The following is an 18,433-nucleotide window of genomic DNA, read 5'->3' as shown; positions in this document are numbered from 1 at the left end:
GGCCGCGCTCAGAAGCCCTTGCCGGCGGGCAGCAGCTTCAGCGCCGCGATCGCGTCGGACAGCGCGTCCACCTCGGGGTTCTCCAGCCCGCCGCGGACCTCGTGCTCGGACGCGAACAGGCCCTGCTCGATCAGGCGCAGGATGGTCTCGTGCTGGGTCCAGCCACGCGCCACCGACACGCGGCGGATGCGTTCGGCCAGGATCGGGTCGATGTCGCGAAGCATCAGGTCGGTCATGGCGCCTTCCCCCGTCGGCGTCGGATGGATCGGGTAGGTCGTGGGCAAGACTGCCACGAATCCGCAGCCCGCAGCGCATCGCCCCCGAGGGGTCAGCCGGCGGGCGCGGCGGTGCCGGGCTCGCGGATCCTGCGCCACAGCCAGGCCAGCAGCAGCAGCGTCGGCACCACCGTCAGTGCGCTCAGGGTGAAGAAGGTGCCGTAGGAACTCGCCTCCACCACGTAGCCGGACAGGCCGCCGGCGAACTTGCCCGGCAGGTTGGCCAGCGACACCATCAGCGCGAACTGGGTGGCGGTGAAGTTGCGGTCGGTCAGCGAGGACATGAACGCCACCAGGGTGGTCCCGGCGAAGCCCTGGGCGACGTTGTCGGCGGTGATCGCCGCATAGAACGCCCAGATCTCCGAAGGGTGGCGGGCCATCAGCAGGAACGCCAGGTTGGACAGGGCCACGCCCAGCGCCGCGACCAGCAGCATGCGGCGGAAGCCGAAGGCGGCCACGCACACGCCGCCGAGGAAGGCGCCGCCGATCCCGGCCCATATCCCGTAGAGCTTGGACACCGTGGCGATGTCGGCCTTGGTGTAGCCCGAATCCAGGTAGAACGGCCCGGCCATGACCCCGATCACCTGGTCGGGGAACTTGAACAGGCCCACGAACAGCAGCAGCGCGACGCCGAAGGCCACGCCGTTGTTGCGGAAGAAGCTGGAGAACGGCTGCCAGAACGCACCGATGAAATCGATCCGGCGCTGCACGGTCGCCTCCGGTGCGGCCGGTTCCCGGCTGAGCAGGGTGGCCAGCAGCGGCAGCAGCATCAGCGCGGACATGCCCAGGTAGGCCACCGTCCAGCCGGCGAAATCGGCCAGGTACAGCGCGCCGGCGCCGCCGAGGATCAGGCCGATCCGGTATCCCAGCGTGTACGTCGCCGCCAGCGCGGCCTGGGCATTGGCCGGGGCCACCTCGATCCGGTAGGCGTCGACCACCGAATCCTGGGTCGCGCCGGCGAAGGAGGTGAACAGCACCCAGCCCACCAGCGGCATCACGCCCAGTTCCGGGCGCACGAACGCCAGCGCGGCCAGGCCCGCGGCCACGCCGAGCTGGGCGCACAGCAGCCACGAGCGGCGGCGGCCGAGGAAACCGAGCGGCGCGAACACGTAGCGGTCCAGCAGCGGCGCCCACAGGAACTTGAACAGGTAGAAGAAGCTGGCCAGGCTGATCAGGCCGATGCTGTGCAGGTCCAGCCCGGACTCGCGCAGGCGCGTGGACAGGGTCAGCGAGGCGATCGGCAGGAACGGCAGGCCGCAGCCGAAGCCGAGCACGGCCATGGCCAGCGCCGACGGGGTGCCGAAGGCGCGGCGGATCCCGTCCCAGCCCTTGTACGAGGGCGGCTGCGCCGCCTCCTGCACGCTCACTTGCCGCCGTCCGCGTAGTCCACGGTGAACGGCGCGTGGTCGGAGAAGCGCACGTCGCGGTAGATCGAGCAGGCACGCAGCCGGTCGCGCATCGACGGCGTGACGAACTGGTAGTCGATCCGCCATCCGACGTTGTTGGCCCGGGCCGCGCCGCGGTTGCTCCACCAGGTGTAGTCCTGCCCTTCCGGATGCAGCACGCGGTAGGCGTCGACCCAGCCCCGCCCGGCCTTCGCATCGGCCTCGTCGGCGCGGTCCGCGCACAGGCCGTTGAGCCAGTCGCGTTCCGGCGGCAGGCAGCCGGAGTTCTTCTGGTTGGAGGTCCAGTTCCTGATGTCCAGGCGCGAGCGGACGATGTTCCAGTCGCCGCACAGCACGTAGTCGCGGCCGCTGGCCAGCCACCCGTCGAGGACGGGTTTGAGCCATTCCATGACCTGGAACTTGTAGCCCTGGCGCAGCTCGCCGGACGAGCCGGAGGGGATGTAGAACGAGACCACGCTCAGGTTGCCGAAGCGAGCCTCGATGTAGCGGCCTTCCTCGTCGAAGTCGGGCCGCCCCAGCGACGTGCGCACCTCGTCCGGTTCCCGCCGCGCGTAGATCGCCACGCCGCTGTAGCCCTTCTTGGTGCTCGCGTCGCGGTAGAAGCAGTGGTGGCCGTCGGGGCGGAAACGCGGGTCGGACAACTGATCCTCCTGCGACTTGGTCTCCTGCAGGCAGACCACGTCGGCCGCCTGCGTGTCGAGCCAGTCGAAGAAACCCTTGCTCGCGGCCGAGCGGATGCCGTTGGCGTTGAAACTGATGATGCGCATGCGGAGGAGCGTGGACGGGCCAGCCGCTAGCCTAGCGAATCCGGGCCCGCATGGCGTTCCCCCTGGCGCCACCCGGGATGCGGGCCGGGCACCGGGCCCCGCGACCGGGCCGGGTATCCTATCGGCCCCACCGGATCCCGCACGCCGATGACGTCCGACCACCGCACCCGTTTCCTGCAGCTGGCGCTGGACGCCGAGGCGCTGCGCTTCGGCGAGTTCACGCTCAAGTCCGGCCGCGTGTCGCCCTATTTCTTCAATGCCGGCCGCTTCGACAGCGGCGCCACCCTGGCGGGACTGGCGGCCAGCTACGCCGACGCCATCGATGCCTCCGGCCTGTCCTTCGACCTGCTGTTCGGCCCGGCCTACAAGGGCATTCCGCTGGCGACCGCGCTGGCCTGCGAATACGCACGCCGCGGCCGCGATCTGCCGCTGGCGTTCAACCGCAAGGAAGCCAAGGCCCACGGCGAAGGCGGCAGCCTGATCGGCGCCCCGCTCGCGGGCCGCCGGGTGCTGGTGGTGGACGACGTGATCACCGCCGGCACCGCGATCCGCGAAGCGCTGTCGATCATCGCCGGCGCCGGCGGCACGGTGGCGGGCATCGTCGTCGCCCTGGACCGGCAGGAGATCGCGGCCGAAGGCGACCGCCGGTCGGCGGCGCAGGCGGTGGCCGCCGAAGCCGGGGTTCCGGTGCTGGCGGTGGCCGGGCTGGCCGACCTGCTTGCATTCGCCGGGGGAAACGACACACTGGCCGAATTCCGTGCACCGCTGCTGGCGTACCGCGCCCGCTACGGCTGCGATCCGACGGGCTGACTGACAGCAGGGGGCTGCCGTGACGCCAGTGAACAGACACCACCGGGCCTTGCTGGCACTGGCCGCGACCGGCCTGGTCCTGCCGCTGCAGGGGTACGCCCAGGGCAAGGCCGGCGCCGAGAAGAAGCTGTACTGCTGGAGCGAGAACGGCCAGCGCAAGTGCGCCGACACGCTGCCGCCGGAAGCCATGGCCGCGGCCCGCGAGGAGATCAGCGTGCGCAGCGGCATGCGCACCGGCGAGGTGCAGCGCGCGCTGACCGACGACGAGCGCGCGGCGCAGGCCGAGGAGGAAGCCCGGCGCAAGACCGAGGCGCTGGCCGCCGAGACCCGCCGCCGTACCGACCAGGCGATGCTGACCTCGTTCCAGACCGAGGAAGAACTGCGCCGGGTGTTCGCCGAACGCATCAACCTGGTCGACAACAGCATCAACACCGCGCGCTACAACGTCACCAGCCTGCGCGAAGGCCTGGTCAGCCTGCTGCGTACCGCCGGCGAGCGCGAACTGTCGGGCAAGCCCGTGCCGGACAAGCTGGCCGGCGACATCCGCGTGCGCCACGCCCAGCTGCTCTACCACACCGCCCTCCAGGCCAGCTTCGAGCGCCAGCGCGCCGAACTGGACGTGGAGATCGAGCAGATCATGCAGCGCTACCGCGAGCTGAAGGCCAGCGACGCGCCGGGCGCGCGGCTGGCGGCGGACCTGCCGCCGGCGCCGAAGCAGTAGCCTTACCGCCGGCCAGCGGCCCGCCGTCGTCCGGCGGGCATGCACGGGGGGCGCGCGACGCCGCGCCCCGCCCTCAGAACTCCAGCGCCGCCTCGGGCAGCTGCACGCGCAGCTGCTCGCGGTAGAGGTCCCGGATCCGGGCCAGTGCGGCCTCGTCGTCGGCCTCGAAGCGCAGCACCAGCACCGGCGTGGTGTTGGACGCGCGCAGCAGGCCCCAGCCGTCGTTCCAGTCCGCGCGCAGGCCGTCGATGGTGGTCAGGCGCGCGCCCGCGAACGGCGCATCCTCAGCCTGCGCGGCGGCGGCGAAGCGCGCCACGATCGCGTGCGGGTCGCCATCCACCGGCACCTTGATCTCCGGCGTGGACACGCTGTCCGGCAGTTCGTCCAGCACTTCCGTCGGCGTCTCGAAACGGCCGGCCAGGATCTCCAGCAGCCGCGCGGCCGAGTACAGGCCGTCGTCGAAGCCGTACCAGCGTTCCTTGAAGAAGAAGTGGCCGCTCATCTCGCCGGCCAGTTCGGCCTCGGTCTCGCGCATCTTGGACTTGATCAGCGAGTGCCCGGTCTTCCACATCAGCGGGCTGCCGCCCTGGCGCAGGATGTAGTCGGACAGCTTGCCCGTGCACTTGACGTCGTAAATGACCAGAGCGCCGGGATTGCGCTGCAGCACGTCGGCCGCGTAGAGCATCAGCAGGCGGTCGGGGAAGATGATCTTGCCTTCCTTCGTCACCACGCCCAGGCGGTCGCCGTCGCCGTCGAACGCCAGGCCCAGGTCGGCGTCGAAACGCTTGACCATCTGCACCAGGTCTTCGAGGTTGTGCGGCTCGCTCGGGTCCGGATGGTGGTTGGGGAAGGTGCCGTCGACGTCGCAGTACAACGGGATCGCCTCGGCGCCGATCGCCTCCAGCAGCCGCGGGGCGATGTCGCCGGCCACGCCATTGCCGGCGTCGACCACCACCTTCAGCGGCCGTTCCAGCTGCACGTCGTCGGCGATGCGCCGGATGTAGTCCTCGTCCACCGCCTGCTGCACCAGCGAGCCGAGGCTGTCGGCGCGGTGCAGGCGGCCGTCGCGGATGCGGGTGAACAGGTCGTAGATCGCGTCCCCGGACAGGGTCTCGCCGCCGACCACGATCTTGAAGCCGTTGTAGTCGGGCGGATTGTGGCTGCCGGTGACCGCCACGCCGCTGCCGGCGCGCAGGTGGTAGGCGGCGAAATACACCACCGGCGTCGGCACCATGCCCACGTCGATCACGTTGCGGCCGGCCTTGCGCAGGCCCTCGATCAGGCCGCCGGCCAGTTCCGGACCCGACAGGCGGCCGTCGCGCCCGACCACGATGTCGGTCAGGCCCTGCTCGGCCATGACGCTGCCGACCGCCTGGCCGATCCAGGCCGCGACCTGCGGGGTCAGCTCGCGCCCGACCACGCCGCGGATGTCGTAGGCGCGGAAAATGCCCGGCTCCACCTGCGCGTCGGCGACCACCGGCGCGGCCCGCGTGGCCGCCGGCGCCGCCGGCGCCGACTCCAGGTCGCGCTGGATGGTCTGGCCGAGCGTGGGCATTTCGCTTTCGACCTCGGCCACGGCGCCCTTGCGACGCAGCTGCGGCAGCTTGCCCCAGGCCAGCAGCAGGACCGCCAGCGCCACCAGCGCCAGCAGCAGCGCGGCCACCAGGCAGGCCACCGCACCGAGGCCGAACGGGCCGCGGGCCACGTCCGGCACCGCCGCCGCCACCCGCAGGCCGGTCTTGCCGACTTCGCGCGACAGCACGTCGGCGCTGTCGGCCAGTTCGCCCTCGCCGCGTTCGGCGACGTTGTACCCGCCCTGGCGCAACGCCAGGTAGGCGTCTCCCGGCACCGCCGTCCGCTCCAGCGGGGCGGTGAGCACGGCCAGCGGCTTGCGTACGTACGCCACGGCGGGCGCCCCGGCCAGGGTCACCGGCGCGGCCAGCCCCAGCTTCGCGCCGCCCCCGTCGCGGACGACCGAGGCCGCCGCCGCCTGTTCGTTCATGGCCCGCTCGAGCAGGCCCAGTCGCGCATACCCGAACCGCTTGGCGTCGGCGTAGCCGGCCGCCAGGTCGGCGGGGAGGAACTGCGCGTCCTCCACGCCCTTCATCCCGGCCGACAATGCCGCCGCCGCCGCCGAGGCATCGCCGGCGGCCAGCGCCGCCTGCACGTCGTCGCGCCCGAGGCCCTGCTCCAGCGCCCGGGTCTGGGCCGACGCCACCGCGACCACCGCCTTGACCAGCCCGTCGCGGGCCGCCACGAGCTGGTGTTCGCGCGCGGCCGCGCGCCACTGCGTCACCCCGCTCCACGCGAACCACGCGGCGAGCAGCCCCAGCAACAGCACCAGCAACGGCGCGCGCTTCCTCAACTGCTCCGGTGGCAAGCGGCCTGCATCCATCTGGCTCATCGATCCTGGTCCCCTGTTGACCGTCCTAGCGTACGCCGGTGTGGCCGAAGCCCCCTTCGCCACGCGCACTGCCGGCGAAAGTATCCACCACCTTCAGCTTCGCTCGCACGATTGGTGCCAACACCAGCTGGGCGATGCGGTCGCCGGGCTGGATCGTGAACGCCTCCCGGCCCCGGTTCCACACGCTGATCAGCAGCGGCCCCTGGTAGTCGGCGTCGATCAGCCCGGTGCCGTTGCCCAGCACGATGCCGTGGCGGTGGCCCAGCCCCGAGCGCGGCAGGACCAGGGCGCACAGGCCCGGGTCGGCGATGTGGATGGACAGCCCGCTGGGCACCAGCGCCGCGTCGCCGGGCTGCAGGACCAGCTCGGTCTCCAGGGCCGCGCGCAGGTCCATGCCCGCGCTGGAGGCGGTGGCGTATTCGGGCAGCGGCCAGCGGTCGCCGAAACGCGGGTCGAGCAGCTTCACTTCCAGTTCGTGGGTCGTGGCCATGGCGCTCATGCCTGCAGCCGCTGGGCGACCAGCTCGACCAGGCCGTCGGCCAGCCGGACCTTGGGCGCGGCCGGGAAGTCGCGCTCGCCGCCGGGCCAGTACGCGGTCATGGCGTTGTCGTCGCTCTCGAAGCCGGCGCCCGGCACGCCGACGCGGTTGGCCACGATCAGGTCCAGGCGCTTGGCGGTCAGTTTCTGCCGTGCATAGTCGGCCACGTTGTCGGTCTCGGCGGCGAATCCGACCACCAGCTTCAGCCCGGCGTCCTCGCGGCGCGCGACCTCGGCCAGGATGTCGGGCGTGCGGACCAGGTCCACGGCGAGCGTCTCGCCGGCGCCGGTCTTCTTGATCTTGTTCGGCGAGAACGCACGCGGGGTGTAGTCGGCCACCGCGGCGGCGCCGATGTAGACGTCGGCCGGCAGCGCCGCGGCGACGGCCTGGCGCATCTGCTCGGCCGAACGCACGTCCACCCGCTGCACGCCGGGGGGCGTGTCCAGCTGCACCGGGCCGGCGACCAGCACCACCCGCGCGCCCTGCCGCGCCGCGCTGGCGGCGACGGCAAAGCCCATCTTGCCGCTGCTGCGGTTGCCCAGGTAGCGGACCGGGTCCAGGTCCTCGTAGGTCGGTCCGGCGCTGACCACGACCTTCAGGCCCTGCAGCAGGCCGGGACCGGCGGCGGCGGCCGAGCTCGCCGCCAGTTCGGCGACGATCGCGTCGGGCTCGCGCAGGCGGCCGGGCCCGGACTCGCCCTCGGCCAGCGGGCCGTCGTCCGGCCCGATCACCTGGACGCCGCGCCCGCGCAGGGTGGCGACATTGGCCACCGTGGCCGGGTGCTGCCACATGCGGTGGTTCATCGCCGGGGCCACGCTCAGCGGGGCCGTGGTGGCCAGGCACAGGGTGGTGACGAGGTCGTCCGCCAGGCCGTGGGCCAGCCGCGCGAGCAGGTCGGCGGTGGCCGGGGCGACGATCACGCGGTCGGCCCAGCGCGCCAGTTCCAGGTGGCCCATGGCCTGCTCGGCGGCGCCGTCCCACAGGGTGGTGCGCGCCGGATGGCCGGACAGGGCCTGGAAGCTGAGCGGGGTGACGAACTGCTGCGCCCCGGCGGTCATCGCCACCTGCACGTGGGCGCCGGCGTCGCGCAGGCGGCGCACCAGTTCCAGGGCCTTGTAGGCGGCGATCCCGCCGCCCACGCACAACAGGATCCGCTGCCCGCCGAGCGGGCCGGTGGCCGTAGCACTCACCTGGGATTTTCCTACGCTGAACAGGGCGACCAGCTTACTCCAAGCCTCCGCGTGCACCGATGCGCGCCGTGCACGCGGCAGGCAGGCTGGAGCCATGCACATCCGCGACTGGCCCAGCACCGAACGCCCCCGCGAGAAGCTGCTCGCCCGCGGCGCCGGCGCGCTGTCCGACGCCGAGCTGCTGGCGATCTTCCTCGGCTCCGGGCTGGCCGGGCGCGATGCGGTGCAGACCGCGCGCGACCTGCTGGCCGCGCACGGGCCGCTGCGCCGGCTGCTGGACCGTCCGCCGCCGGCCCTGGCCCGGCTGCCCGGCCTGGGGCCCGCCCGCGCCTGCCAGCTGGCGGCCGCGCTGGAACTGGGCAACCGCCACCTGGCCGCGGCCCTGGAACGGGGCGACGCGCTCACCGATCCGGTCGCGGCCGGGCGCTATTTCGCGCGGCGCCTGCGGCCGTACCCGCACGAGGTCTTCGCCGCGCTGTTCCTCGACACCCGGCACCGCGCGCTGGCGTTCGAGGAACTGTTCGCCGGCACCATCGACGGCGCCGAGGTGCACCCGCGCGAGGTCGTGCGCCGGGCGCTGGCGCACAACGCCGCGGCGGTGATCGTCGGCCACAACCACCCGTCCGGCTGCAGCGACCCGTCGGCGGCCGACCGCGCGGTCACCGCCCGGCTCAAGCAGGCGCTGGCGCTGGTGGAGGTGCGCCTGCTCGACCACTTCGTGGTCGGCGACGGCGAGCCGGTATCGCTGGCGGCGCGCGGTCTGGTCTGAACCGGCCGCGACCACGGCCGTCGCGCTAGATTTGCACGCACCGCCCTGCAGGATTCTACGATGCCCGCCTATGCCGCCCTGCTCCGCGCCGTCAACGTCGGCGGCACCGGCAAGCTGCCGATGTCCGAGCTGCAGGCCATGTGCGAGGCCGAGGGCTATGCCGGGGTGCGCACCTACATCGCCAGCGGCAACGTGGTCTTCCACAGCGACCTGGGCGAGGCGCAGGTCAAGGCGGCGCTCGAGCGGCGCCTGCAGGCCTACGCCGGCAAGCCGGTGCGCGTGCTGGTCCGCACCGCCGCCGAGCTGGCGCGGGTGCTGGCGGCCAACCCGTTCGCCGACGAGGCCCCCAGCCGCACGCTCGCCCTGTTCCTGGACGGGGCGCCGCCGCCGGACGCGCTGGACACCGTGAGCCACCAGCACGGGGAGCGGCTGGCCCGGGGCGAACGCGAGATCTACGTGGCCTACGGCGCCGGCATGGCCGACTCGCGCCTGCGGGTGCCGGCGGGCGAGGCCGGCACGGGGCGCAACATGAACACCGTCGCCCGGCTGGCGGCGATGGCCGCCGCGCTGGACGCCGCACCGCCCGCACCGCCGTCGCGACCGGCCCGGGCCCGGCGGAGCGGGTAAAATGCCCGGCCAGACCGCATGAACCCGCCCCCCGAGTGAAAACCCTCCTCAACGCCCTGATCGCCCAGGGCATCGACGCGCTGCGTGCCGCCGGCACCGTGCCGGCCGACGCGGCCACTCCCGACTTCGTGGTCGAGCGGCCCAAGACCCGCGAGCACGGTGATTTCGCCACCAACGCGGCGATGCTGCTGGCCAAGGCCGCGCGCACCAATCCGCGCGCGCTGGCGCAGGCGCTGGTCGACGCGCTGCCTCCCGGCGACGACGTCGCCCGCGTCGAGATCGCCGGCCCGGGCTTCATCAACTTCCACCTCGCGCCCGGCGCCTGGCAGCGGGAAATCACCGCCGCGCTGCGCCAGGGCGAGGAGTACGGCCGCAACACCTCCGGCCAGGGCCGCACCGCCGGGGTCGAATACGTGTCGGCCAACCCGACCGGGCCGCTGCATGTCGGCCATGGCCGCGCCGCCGCGATCGGCGACTGCATCGCCCGGGTGCTCGACGCGAATGGCTGGAGGGTCAAGCGCGAGTTTTACTACAACGACGCCGGCGTCCAGATCGAGAACCTGGCGCGCTCCACCCAGGCGCGCCTGCGCGGCCTGCGCCCGGGCGACGCCGAGTGGCCGGCCGACGCCTACAACGGCGACTACATCCAGGACGTGGCCGACGCCTACCTGCGCGGCGACGCGGTGCGGATCGAAGGCCACGAGGTCCGCGGCAGCGGCGACGTCGAGGATGCCGACGCGATCCGCCGCTTCGCCGTGGCGTACCTGCGCAACGAGCAGAACCAGGACCTGGCCGCGTTCGGCGTCGATTTCGACATCTACTTCCTCGAAAGCTCGCTGTACACCGACGGCAAGGTCGAGGAAACCGTGCGCGAGCTCGTCGCCAAGGGCCACACCTACGAGGAAGGCGGCGCGCTGTGGCTGAAGTCCACCGACTTCGGCGACGACAAGGACCGCGTGATGCGCAAGTCCGACGGCACCTACACCTACTTCGTGCCGGACGTGGCCTACCACCTGAGCAAGTGGCAGCGCGGCTACGAACGCGCGATCACCGAGCTGGGCGCCGACCACCACGGCTCGCTGGCCCGCGTGCGCGCGGGCCTGCAGGCGCTGGACGCCGGCATCCCGAAGGGCTGGCCGGAATACGTGCTGCACCAGATGGTCACGGTGATGCGCGGCGGCGAGGAGGTGAAGCTGTCCAAGCGCGCCGGCTCGTACCTGACCCTGCGCGACCTGATCGAGGAAGCCGGCCGCGACGCGACGCGCTGGTTCCTGATCGCCCGCAAGCCCGACTCGCAGCTGGTGTTCGACATCGACCTGGCGCGCCAGCAGAGCAACGACAACCCGGTGTTCTACGTGCAGTACGCGCATGCCCGCGTATGCGCGTTGCTGCGCCAGGCCGCCGAGAAGGGCTACGCGTACGACCAGGCCAACGCGCTGGCGAAGCTGGCGCGGCTGGACGACGAGGGCTCGCTGTCGCTGATGGTCGAGCTCTCGCGCTGGCCCGAGACGGTGGAAGCGGCCGGCCAGTCGCTGGAACCGCACCTGATCGCCCAGTACCTGCGCGAACTGGCCTATGCTTTCCACACCTGGTACGCGAACACGCCGGTGCTGGTGGAGGACGCGGACCTGCGCGACGCGCGCCTCGCACTGGCCCTGGCCGTGCGGCAGGGACTGGCGAACGGACTCGCACTGCTCGGCGTCGGCGCGCCGGAGCGGATGTGACGCGCCTTGGCGGCGCGGGGAACCATGACGGAGACAGGCAGTAATGGCGGCTAGACGTGGCAAGAACCAGGCCCGGCGCAACGGCGGCGGCAACGGCCGCCCGGCGTGGGTCTGGATGGTGGCGGGACTGGCGATCGGCGCCGTGGTGGTGCTGGCCGTGCCGGGCCTGCTGAAGAAGGACGGCGACGGCTTCGTCCGCTTCGGCCCGCGCGCCAATCCGGATGCGCAGCCCGCGCCGATCGCCGATACCGAAGCGATCGCCGACACGCCGCCGGCCGACGCGCCGGCGACCGGTGGCGAGACCGCGCCCCAGTACGACTTCTACACCGTCCTGCCCGGCAACGAAGTGCGCATGTCGGACGCCGAGCTGGCCGCCAGCGCGCGCGAGGAGGAAGCGCGACGCGCGCAGGAAGAGGCGCGCCGGGCGCGCGATGCGCTGGAGGGACGCGCCCCCGCCGCCACGACGGCGGCAGCCGGCACGCCCGCCACTGCGCCCGCGCCCGCTGCAGTCGCCGATGCTCCCGCTGCAACGGCCACCGCGGCCGCGGCGCCGTCGCCCGCAGCCGGCGACGGTGCCCGTTACATCCTCCAGGCCGGCGCCTTCGGCGCCTCCGGCGACGCGGAGGAGGTGAAGGCCAAGATCGCGATGCTGGGCCTGGGGGCCCGCGTCGAATCCGGCCAGGCCGGCGGCAAGACCGTCTACCGCGTGCGGATGGGACCCTACGGCACCGCCAGCGAACTGGCCGAAGCCAAGCGCAAGCTCGCCGACAGCGGCCTGCCGGCGATGGCGATCCGGGCGCAGTAACTCCGCCAAGGCGGAGTTACCCCAAGGTTTGCCGTGGCAAACCTTGGGCCCCGTGCCCGTTGCCCCCATAACCCCTGCGCCTGCCGGCGCGCCCCCTTGACTCAAGGGGGCTCCTCCTTTCTCCGATGTCTCGATAACGGATGCGGTCCGCATCGGGCGGACCACTGTGCCGCGATGGTGCGAGAATCGGCGGGTCCTCCCAACAGGAATCCGCGATGTCCAAGACGGCCTTCATCACCGGCGCCACCTCGGGTTTCGGCCTGGCCGCCGCGCGCCGCTTCGTCGGCGCCGGCTGGAAGGTGGTGGCGACCGGCCGCCGTGGCGATCGTCTGCAGGCGCTGGTCGACGAGCTCGGCGCGGCCCACGTGCACCCGGCGCAGTTCGACGTGCGCGATGCGGCGGCGATGGCCGCGGCGCTCGATGCGCTGCCCGAGGGCTTCCGCGATATCGACGTGCTGGTCAACAACGCCGGCCTGGCGCTGGGCACCGCGCCGGCGCAGCAGGCCAGCCTCGAGGACTGGCGGGTGATGATCGACACCAACATCACCGCGCTGGTGACGCTGACCCACCGGCTGCTGCCGGCGCTGGTCGCACGCAAGGGCGTGGTCATCAACGTCAGCTCGGTGGCCGGCGTGTATCCATACCCGGGCGGCAACGTCTACGGCGGCACCAAGGCCTTCGTCAGCCAGTTCTCGCTGAACCTGCGCACCGACCTGCACGGCACCGGCGTGCGCGTGACCACGATCGAGCCCGGCATGGCCGAGACCGAATTCACCCTGGTCCGCACCCACGGCAACCAGGCCGCCTCGGACACGCTGTACCGGGACGCGCAGCCGATGACGGCCGGGGACATCGCCGAACAGGTCTTCCACGTGGCCACCCTGCCGGCGCACCTCAACATCAACCGGCTGGAGATCATGCCGGTGACCCAGTCGTTCGCCGGCTTCCAGGTGTTCCGCGGCTGACCCCGCGCCGGGCGCCGGCCCGGCCCACCGCGTCCCGGCGCGCCAGTCCTCGCATGCGGCGCGCGGCTGGCCCGCCGCCGCGCCTTACGCCCCGGCCGACCGCAGCAGGGCGACCACGTCGCCGGCGACCTCGTAGACGCCGTTGATCACGAACTGCACGCCGATGCAGACCAGCAGAAAGCCCATCAGGCGCGAGAACGCCTCCACGCCGCTGTTGCCGAGCACGCGCATGATCGTGCCGGCGCTGCGCAGGCACAGCAGCAATATGGCGCTGGCCAGCAGGAACACCAGCGGCGGCGCCACGTGCATGACCCAGTCGGCGTAGGGTCGCTCGTCGCGCACCGCCGCGGCGGTGCTGATAATCAGGGCGATGGTGCCCGGGCCGGCGGTGCTGGGCATCGCCAGCGGGATGAAGGCGATGTCGTCGGTGCGGTGCTGGCGCAGCTCCTCGCTGCGGCGTTCCACCTCGGGCGTCTCGTCCAGCTTCTGCTGCGGGAACAGCATCCGGAAGCCGATGAACGCCACGATCAGCCCGCCGGCGATGCGCAGGCCGGTGATCGAGATGCCGAACACGTTCATGACCACCTGGCCGGCGTAGTAGGCCGTGGCCATGATCACGAACACGTAGATGGCGGCCTTGCGCGCCTGGCGGTCGCGCTCCTGCTCGCTCATGCCCCGCGACAGGCCCATGAGCAGGGCCACCGTGGTCAGCGGATTGGCCAGCGGCAACAGCGTGGCCAGGCCGATCGCGACCGCCTTCAACAGTTCCAGCACCGCGCGACCTCCGCCAGGGTCCCGGGGCCCACCATACAGGGCCCGAACGACATTGCCGAATCCCCGGGGCCCGCGCATCCGGGGCGCAGGCTCAGGCCAGCGGTTCGTCCGACAGGTAGGTGTAGCCGGTCAGGCCGGCCTCCAGCGCCTCGGCCAGCGCCAGCGATTCGGCCTCCGGCAGGCCGGCGGCGTGCACGCGCTGGGCATAGGCTTCGCGCAGGTCGTCCAGGCGGTAGCCGACGTAGTCCAGCATCACGTCGGTGGTGTCGCCGCGGCGCTGCTGGGTCAGCTCGTAGCCGCCGTCGCCGGTCAGCCGCACCTCCACCGCGTCGGTGTCGCCGAACAGGTTGTGGATGTCGCCCAGGATCTCCTGGTAGGCACCGACCAGGAAGAACGCCAGGCAATAGCTCTCGCCATGGCGCACCGGGTGCAACGGCAGCGAGGTATCCAGGCCGCCGTGCTCGACGTAGGTCTTCACCGTGCCGTCCGAATCGCAGGTCATGTCGGCGATCACGCCGCGGCGCGTCGGCGGCTCGTCGAGCCGCTCGATCGGCACGATCGGGAACACCTGGTCGATCGCCCAGGCGTCGGGGATGGATTCGAACACGCTGAAGTTGACGAAATACTTGTCGACCAGGCGGTCGTTGAGCTCGTCCAGCACCGCGCGGTGGCTGCGCTCGCCCCAGTCCAGCTGCGCGCGCACGCCGTGGGCGACGGCGTAGAACAGGTCGTCCACGCGCGCGCGCTGCGGCAGGTCGATCTGGCCCAGCGCGTAGGCGGACAGGCCTTCGGCATGGAAGTGCTGGGCCTCGTGGAACAGCTCCAGCGGCGGCCGCTGGTGCAGGTCGGCGTGCAGCTCGCGCAGGTGGCGGATCGCGGCGGGCTCGTCGTCGTGCGCGTCGGGCACGCGGCCCTCCGGCGCGGTTTCCACCTCGGTGGTGTTGGCCACCAGCACCGCGTGGTGCGCGGTCATCGCGCGGCCGCACTCGGTGACGATCCGCGGCGGCACCAGGCCCTGCTCGGCGCAGGCTTCGGCCAGCGGCTGGACGATGTTGGCCGCGTACTGGTTCAGCCCGTAGTTGATCGAGCACTCGCTGCGCGAGCGGGTGCCCTCGTAGTCGATGCCCAGGCCGCCGCCCACGTCCATGTAGCGCACCTTCGCGCCCAGGCGCGAGAGCTCGCTGAAGTAGCGGGTGGCCTCGCGCATGCCGTTGGCGATGTCGCGCACGTTGGAGATCTGCGAGCCCATGTGGAAGTGCAGCAGCTGCAGGCAGTCGGTCATGCCGGTGTCGCGCAGCGACTTCCACAGGTCGAGCAGCTGGCGCGGGGAGAGGCCGAACTTGGCCTTGTCGCCGCCGCTGTTCTGCCACTTGCCCGCGCCCAGGCTGGCCAGGCGCATGCGCACGCCCAGCCCGGGGCGTACGCCGAGGGTGGCGGCCTCTTCCATCACCAGCGCCAGTTCGGACGGCTTCTCGATGACGATGAAAGTCTCCAGCCCGAGCTTGCGCCCGATCAGCGCCAGTCGGATGTACTCGCGGTCCTTGTAGCCGTTGCAGACGATCAGCCCGCCCGGGCGCGACAGCGCCAGCACCGCCATCAGCTCCGGCTTGCTGCCGGCCTCCAGGCCGAAGCCCTCGCCCTGGTGGCTGGCCAGGGTGCCGGCCACGCCGCGGTGCTGGTTGACCTTGATCGGGTACACGGCGGTGTAGCCGCCGGCGTAGTCGGCGTCGGACATGGCCTGGGCGAACGCGGCCTGCAGGCGGCCGAGGCGGTCGCCGAGGATGTCCGGGAAGCGCAGCAGCAGCGGCAGCTGCATGCCCTGCGCGCGCGCGGACTCGACCAGGGCCGGCAGCGCCAGCGACGGACCGCCGGCGCCCCGCGGCAGGACCTGCATCGCGCCCGCGGCCACGTCGAAGTAGCCGCCGGACCAGTGCGGGATGGACCAGGTCTTGCGGGCGTGGTCGGCGGACCAGTCGCTCATCGGCGTGCGGCTCGGGCGGAAAGAAGGACGCGCATTCTAACCCCGGCGTTCAGAAGGCTCCGTTACAATGCGCGCCCCCTGCCGCCGGCCCCGCCCGCCGGGCCGGCCCGCCCCCGATGGCGCCCCGCGGCGCCCGCCCCACGAGGACCGCCATGAGCACCCAGGACAACTGGTACATCGAGCACTTCGAGCCGACCGGCTCGGCCATCGGCTACCGGATCGAGGCCAAGCTGGACGAGGTGCAGTCGCCGTTCCAGAAGATCGAGATCTACCGCACGACCGACTGGGGCAACCTGATGCTGATCGACGGCGCGGTGATGCTCACCAGCCGCGACAACTTCCTGTACCACGAGATGATCAGCCACCCGGTGCTGTTCACCCACGATGCACCCAAGCGGGTCGTCATCATCGGTGGCGGCGACTGCGGCACGCTGCGCGAGGTGCTCAAGCACCCGGGCGTGGAGAGCGCGACCCAGTGCGACATCGACGAGCAGGTCACGCGCATGGCCGAGAAGCACTTCCCGGAGCTGTGCGATTCCAACGGCGATCCGCGCGCCGAGCTGCTGTTCGACGACGGCGTGGCCTACATGGCCAACTGCCCGGCCGGCAGCGTGGACGTGGTCATCGTCGACTCGACCGACCCGGTCGGCCCGGCCGAGGGCCTGTTCAACAAGGACTTCTACGCCAGCTGCTTCCGCGCGCTGAAGGACGACGGCATCCTCGTGCAGCAGTCCGAGTCGCCGCTGGCGCAGCTCGAACTGATCAAGGCGATGCGTTCGGAGATGGGCAAGGCCGGCTTCAGCACCTTCAAGACCGTGCCGTTCCCACAGCCGTGCTATCCCACCGGCTGGTGGAGCGTGACCCTGGCGCGCAAGGGCCAGGGCTTCGGCTTCCGCGACGGCGACGCCGCGGCCAAGGCGTTCAAGACCAAGTACTACAACGCGCACCTGCACCAGGGCGTGCTGGTCGCGCCGCCGTTCGTGGCGGAAGCGCTGGGCGAGTAAAGCGGGCATCGATGGCGGCGCGGCCGGGGTGCCGCGCCTCCGGAAGTGTAGTGTCGGGCCGAGCACTGGAGGGTCGCGCCGGCCTCAGCAGCGCGGCCACGTGCACGGGCATCCGGCCGCCGGCTCAGTCGCCCATCCCGCACACCGCCCCCTGGCAGGTGAGCGTATTGAAGTCGTAGATCGCCGAATGGCCGGGATTGCCCGTCGGCCGCTGCACGCCCTTGGGCACGAAGAACGTGGCCGAATGCGCGCCGTACAGGCCCGGGGGCAGCTCGAACGACTTCAGCACCACGTAGCCGTTGTGCACCGTCATGCGCGAGGGCGTCCGCCCACCCGCCACCGGCGGCAGGTCGGCACCTGCGCGCGCGTCGTACGCCACCTTCCACGCCTGCGCATCGGCCTGGGTGGCCGGACGCAGCCAGCCCTGCGCGACCGCGTACTGCAGCCCGGCGGCGCCGCCGGCCAGCGAATCGGGCAGTCGGAACGCCGAGGCGGGGCGTGCCGCGGCGTCGGTCAGCAGGCGCGCGCCGGGCGCCACCGCCCCTCCGATCACGACCTTGCCGTCGCGTGCCGGGTGCAGCAGATCGACCGGGCGTCCGAACACCTGGCGCGCCAGCGGATTGAGCCCCGCCGAACGCTCTTCCGACACATAGAAGTAGCCACAGGGGCCGCGATTCTCGTGGGTGCTGACCAGCCGCGGCACCGACGCCGGCAGGCCGGTCACCACCTGGCTGTGGTAGCCGCCGACCAGCACCGCGACGATCCGCGTGCCCTCGGTCCAGCCGATGTTCCATACCGTCGGCTCGTAGTTGCCCAGCATGAGCGCCACCGGTACCGCGGGTGAATTCACCAGCACGTCCACGGTGGTGGCCTCATGCCCGCTGCGGTCGATCGCGTAACCGAGGTCGCGGCCGGAATAGGCGCCGGCGGCATACAGGCGGAAGGGGCCGGACTGCGCCAGGTCCGGGAAGCCGCAGGTCGCCGGTGCGGCTGCCGCCGGATCGGCGGTATCGAATTCGAAGGCGCGGGTCGCCGGGGCGCCAGGAGATGCCGGTGTCGCTTCGTCGCCAGGGGACGCGGCCACGGGAACGCCTGCGCCTGCGGCGGGCGCCGGCGGCGGCCGGGTCTCTCCGGATCGGTCCGCACCGTCCATCGCCGCCTCCGGCGACTGCTCCTGCGCCGCCGGGCGCTCGCCGAAGGCCGTCTCCAGCATCCGCTTGCCGCTGTCGCCGCAACCGGCCAGCACCAGCAACACGGGCAACAGTCCGGCGCCCATCAGCTTCCGTGCGTCCATGCGCTCCGCCTCCCCGACGGTCGTTGTCCAGGCGCCGCGACTACAGCGCGTCGGCGTCCAGTTCGCCGGTGCGGATCCGCACCACCTGGCCGAGGTCGTAGACGAACACCTTGCCGTCGCCGATCTTGCCGGTGCCGGCCGCGCGCACGATCGCCTCGACCACCGCCTCGACCTGGTCGTCGGTGACCGCGACCTCGACCTTCACCTTGGGCAGGAAGTCGACCACGTACTCGGCGCCGCGGTACAGCTCGGTGTGGCCCTTCTGCCGGCCGAAGCCCTTGACCTCGGTGACGGTGATGCCGGCGATGCCCTGGCCGGACAGCGCTTCGCGCACGTCGTCCAGCTTGAACGGCTTGATCACGGCCATGATCATCTTCAT

At 72.1% G+C, this 18,433-nt stretch carries 18 protein-coding genes; 8 read left to right on the top strand and 10 right to left on the bottom strand.

Annotated features, from left to right (window positions below):
• Nucleotides 1-8: 8 nt before the first annotated feature.
• The 3 genes from ACA089_RS13250 to ACA089_RS13240 all read right to left on the bottom strand — a co-directional run bounded on the left by ACA089_RS13250 (nt 9) and on the right by ACA089_RS13240 (nt 2,448).
• Nucleotides 9-236 (bottom strand): hypothetical protein, encoded by a 228-nt coding sequence (locus ACA089_RS13250; protein WP_372017497.1) that lies wholly within the window; start codon nt 234-236, stop codon nt 9-11.
• Between the two features lie 92 nt (nt 237-328).
• Complete coding sequence (locus ACA089_RS13245) at nt 329-1,636, bottom strand: AmpG family muropeptide MFS transporter (protein WP_372017786.1); 1,308 nt, start codon at nt 1,634-1,636, stop codon at nt 329-331.
• A gap of 2 nt (nt 1,637-1,638) precedes the next feature.
• Nucleotides 1,639-2,448, bottom strand: coding sequence for an exodeoxyribonuclease III (locus ACA089_RS13240; RefSeq protein WP_372017495.1), 810 nt, complete (start codon nt 2,446-2,448; stop codon nt 1,639-1,641).
• A 147-nt stretch (nt 2,449-2,595) separates the two neighbouring features.
• On the opposite strand from ACA089_RS13240, the gene pyrE reads away from it, so the two are divergent.
• Together pyrE and ACA089_RS13230 are read left to right on the top strand one after the other, a co-directional pair.
• The gene (pyrE, locus tag ACA089_RS13235; protein ID WP_372017494.1) at nt 2,596-3,258 is read left to right on the top strand and encodes an orotate phosphoribosyltransferase; all 663 of its coding nucleotides are present in this window, start codon (nt 2,596-2,598) and stop codon (nt 3,256-3,258) included.
• A 49-nt stretch (nt 3,259-3,307) separates the two neighbouring features.
• Entirely contained in the window at nt 3,308-3,979 is a 672-nt protein-coding gene (locus ACA089_RS13230; protein WP_372017784.1) for a hypothetical protein, read from the top strand.
• Nucleotides 3,980-4,052: 73 nt separating this feature from the next.
• Here ACA089_RS13230 and ACA089_RS13225 read toward each other — a convergent pair whose 3' ends face one another.
• The 3 genes from ACA089_RS13225 to coaBC are packed head-to-tail and all read right to left on the bottom strand — an operon-like array spanning nt 4,053 to nt 8,111.
• Complete coding sequence (locus ACA089_RS13225) at nt 4,053-6,383, bottom strand: phosphomannomutase/phosphoglucomutase (RefSeq protein ID WP_372017492.1); 2,331 nt, start codon at nt 6,381-6,383, stop codon at nt 4,053-4,055.
• A gap of 25 nt (nt 6,384-6,408) precedes the next feature.
• Entirely contained in the window at nt 6,409-6,873 is a 465-nt protein-coding gene (gene dut, locus ACA089_RS13220) for a dUTP diphosphatase (RefSeq protein ID WP_372017491.1), read from the bottom strand.
• A 5-nt stretch (nt 6,874-6,878) separates the two neighbouring features.
• On the bottom strand, nt 6,879-8,111 hold the full coding sequence (coaBC, locus tag ACA089_RS13215) for a bifunctional phosphopantothenoylcysteine decarboxylase/phosphopantothenate--cysteine ligase CoaBC (protein WP_372017489.1): 1,233 nt from the start codon (nt 8,109-8,111) through the stop codon (nt 6,879-6,881).
• 94 nt (nt 8,112-8,205) lie between these two features.
• Here coaBC and radC point away from each other — a divergent pair, with 94 nt between their 5' ends.
• The 5 genes from radC to ACA089_RS13190 all read left to right on the top strand — a co-directional run bounded on the left by radC (nt 8,206) and on the right by ACA089_RS13190 (nt 13,001).
• On the top strand, nt 8,206-8,880 hold the full coding sequence (gene radC, locus ACA089_RS13210; RefSeq protein ID WP_372017487.1) for a RadC family protein: 675 nt from the start codon (nt 8,206-8,208) through the stop codon (nt 8,878-8,880).
• A gap of 60 nt (nt 8,881-8,940) precedes the next feature.
• The gene (locus tag ACA089_RS13205; RefSeq protein WP_372017485.1) at nt 8,941-9,507 is read left to right on the top strand and encodes a DUF1697 domain-containing protein; all 567 of its coding nucleotides are present in this window, start codon (nt 8,941-8,943) and stop codon (nt 9,505-9,507) included.
• A 35-nt stretch (nt 9,508-9,542) separates the two neighbouring features.
• On the top strand, nt 9,543-11,231 hold the full coding sequence (gene argS / locus ACA089_RS13200; protein WP_372017483.1) for an arginine--tRNA ligase: 1,689 nt from the start codon (nt 9,543-9,545) through the stop codon (nt 11,229-11,231).
• Nucleotides 11,232-11,274: 43 nt separating this feature from the next.
• Entirely contained in the window at nt 11,275-12,036 is a 762-nt protein-coding gene (locus ACA089_RS13195; protein WP_372017481.1) for an SPOR domain-containing protein, read from the top strand.
• 215 nt (nt 12,037-12,251) lie between these two features.
• Nucleotides 12,252-13,001 (top strand): SDR family NAD(P)-dependent oxidoreductase, encoded by a 750-nt coding sequence (locus ACA089_RS13190; RefSeq protein WP_372017479.1) that lies wholly within the window; start codon nt 12,252-12,254, stop codon nt 12,999-13,001.
• An 84-nt stretch (nt 13,002-13,085) separates the two neighbouring features.
• On the opposite strand, the gene ACA089_RS13185 is transcribed toward ACA089_RS13190, so the two are convergent.
• Nucleotides 13,086-13,775, bottom strand: a complete 690-nt coding sequence (locus tag ACA089_RS13185; RefSeq protein ID WP_372017477.1) for a MarC family NAAT transporter — start codon at nt 13,773-13,775, stop codon at nt 13,086-13,088.
• Between the two features lie 91 nt (nt 13,776-13,866).
• The gene (gene speA, locus ACA089_RS13180; protein ID WP_372017475.1) at nt 13,867-15,756 is read right to left on the bottom strand and encodes an arginine decarboxylase; all 1,890 of its coding nucleotides are present in this window, start codon (nt 15,754-15,756) and stop codon (nt 13,867-13,869) included.
• 152 nt (nt 15,757-15,908) lie between these two features.
• On the opposite strand from speA, the gene speE reads away from it, so the two are divergent.
• A complete protein-coding gene (speE, locus tag ACA089_RS13175) occupies nt 15,909-16,760 on the top strand; it encodes a polyamine aminopropyltransferase (protein ID WP_372017473.1) in 852 nt (283 codons plus the stop codon).
• A gap of 124 nt (nt 16,761-16,884) precedes the next feature.
• On the opposite strand, the gene ACA089_RS13170 is transcribed toward speE, so the two are convergent.
• Together ACA089_RS13170 and ACA089_RS13165 are read right to left on the bottom strand one after the other, a co-directional pair.
• A complete protein-coding gene (locus ACA089_RS13170) occupies nt 16,885-18,054 on the bottom strand; it encodes a hypothetical protein (RefSeq protein ID WP_372017471.1) in 1,170 nt (389 codons plus the stop codon).
• A 40-nt stretch (nt 18,055-18,094) separates the two neighbouring features.
• The gene (locus ACA089_RS13165) at nt 18,095-18,433 is read right to left on the bottom strand and encodes a P-II family nitrogen regulator (protein WP_372017469.1); all 339 of its coding nucleotides are present in this window, start codon (nt 18,431-18,433) and stop codon (nt 18,095-18,097) included.

Origin of the sequence: Pseudoxanthomonas fibrivorans (assembly GCF_041464125.1) — a bacterium.
Lineage (GTDB): Bacteria > Pseudomonadota > Gammaproteobacteria > Xanthomonadales > Xanthomonadaceae > Pseudoxanthomonas.
This window is presented reverse-complemented; position numbering and strand designations above follow the sequence as displayed.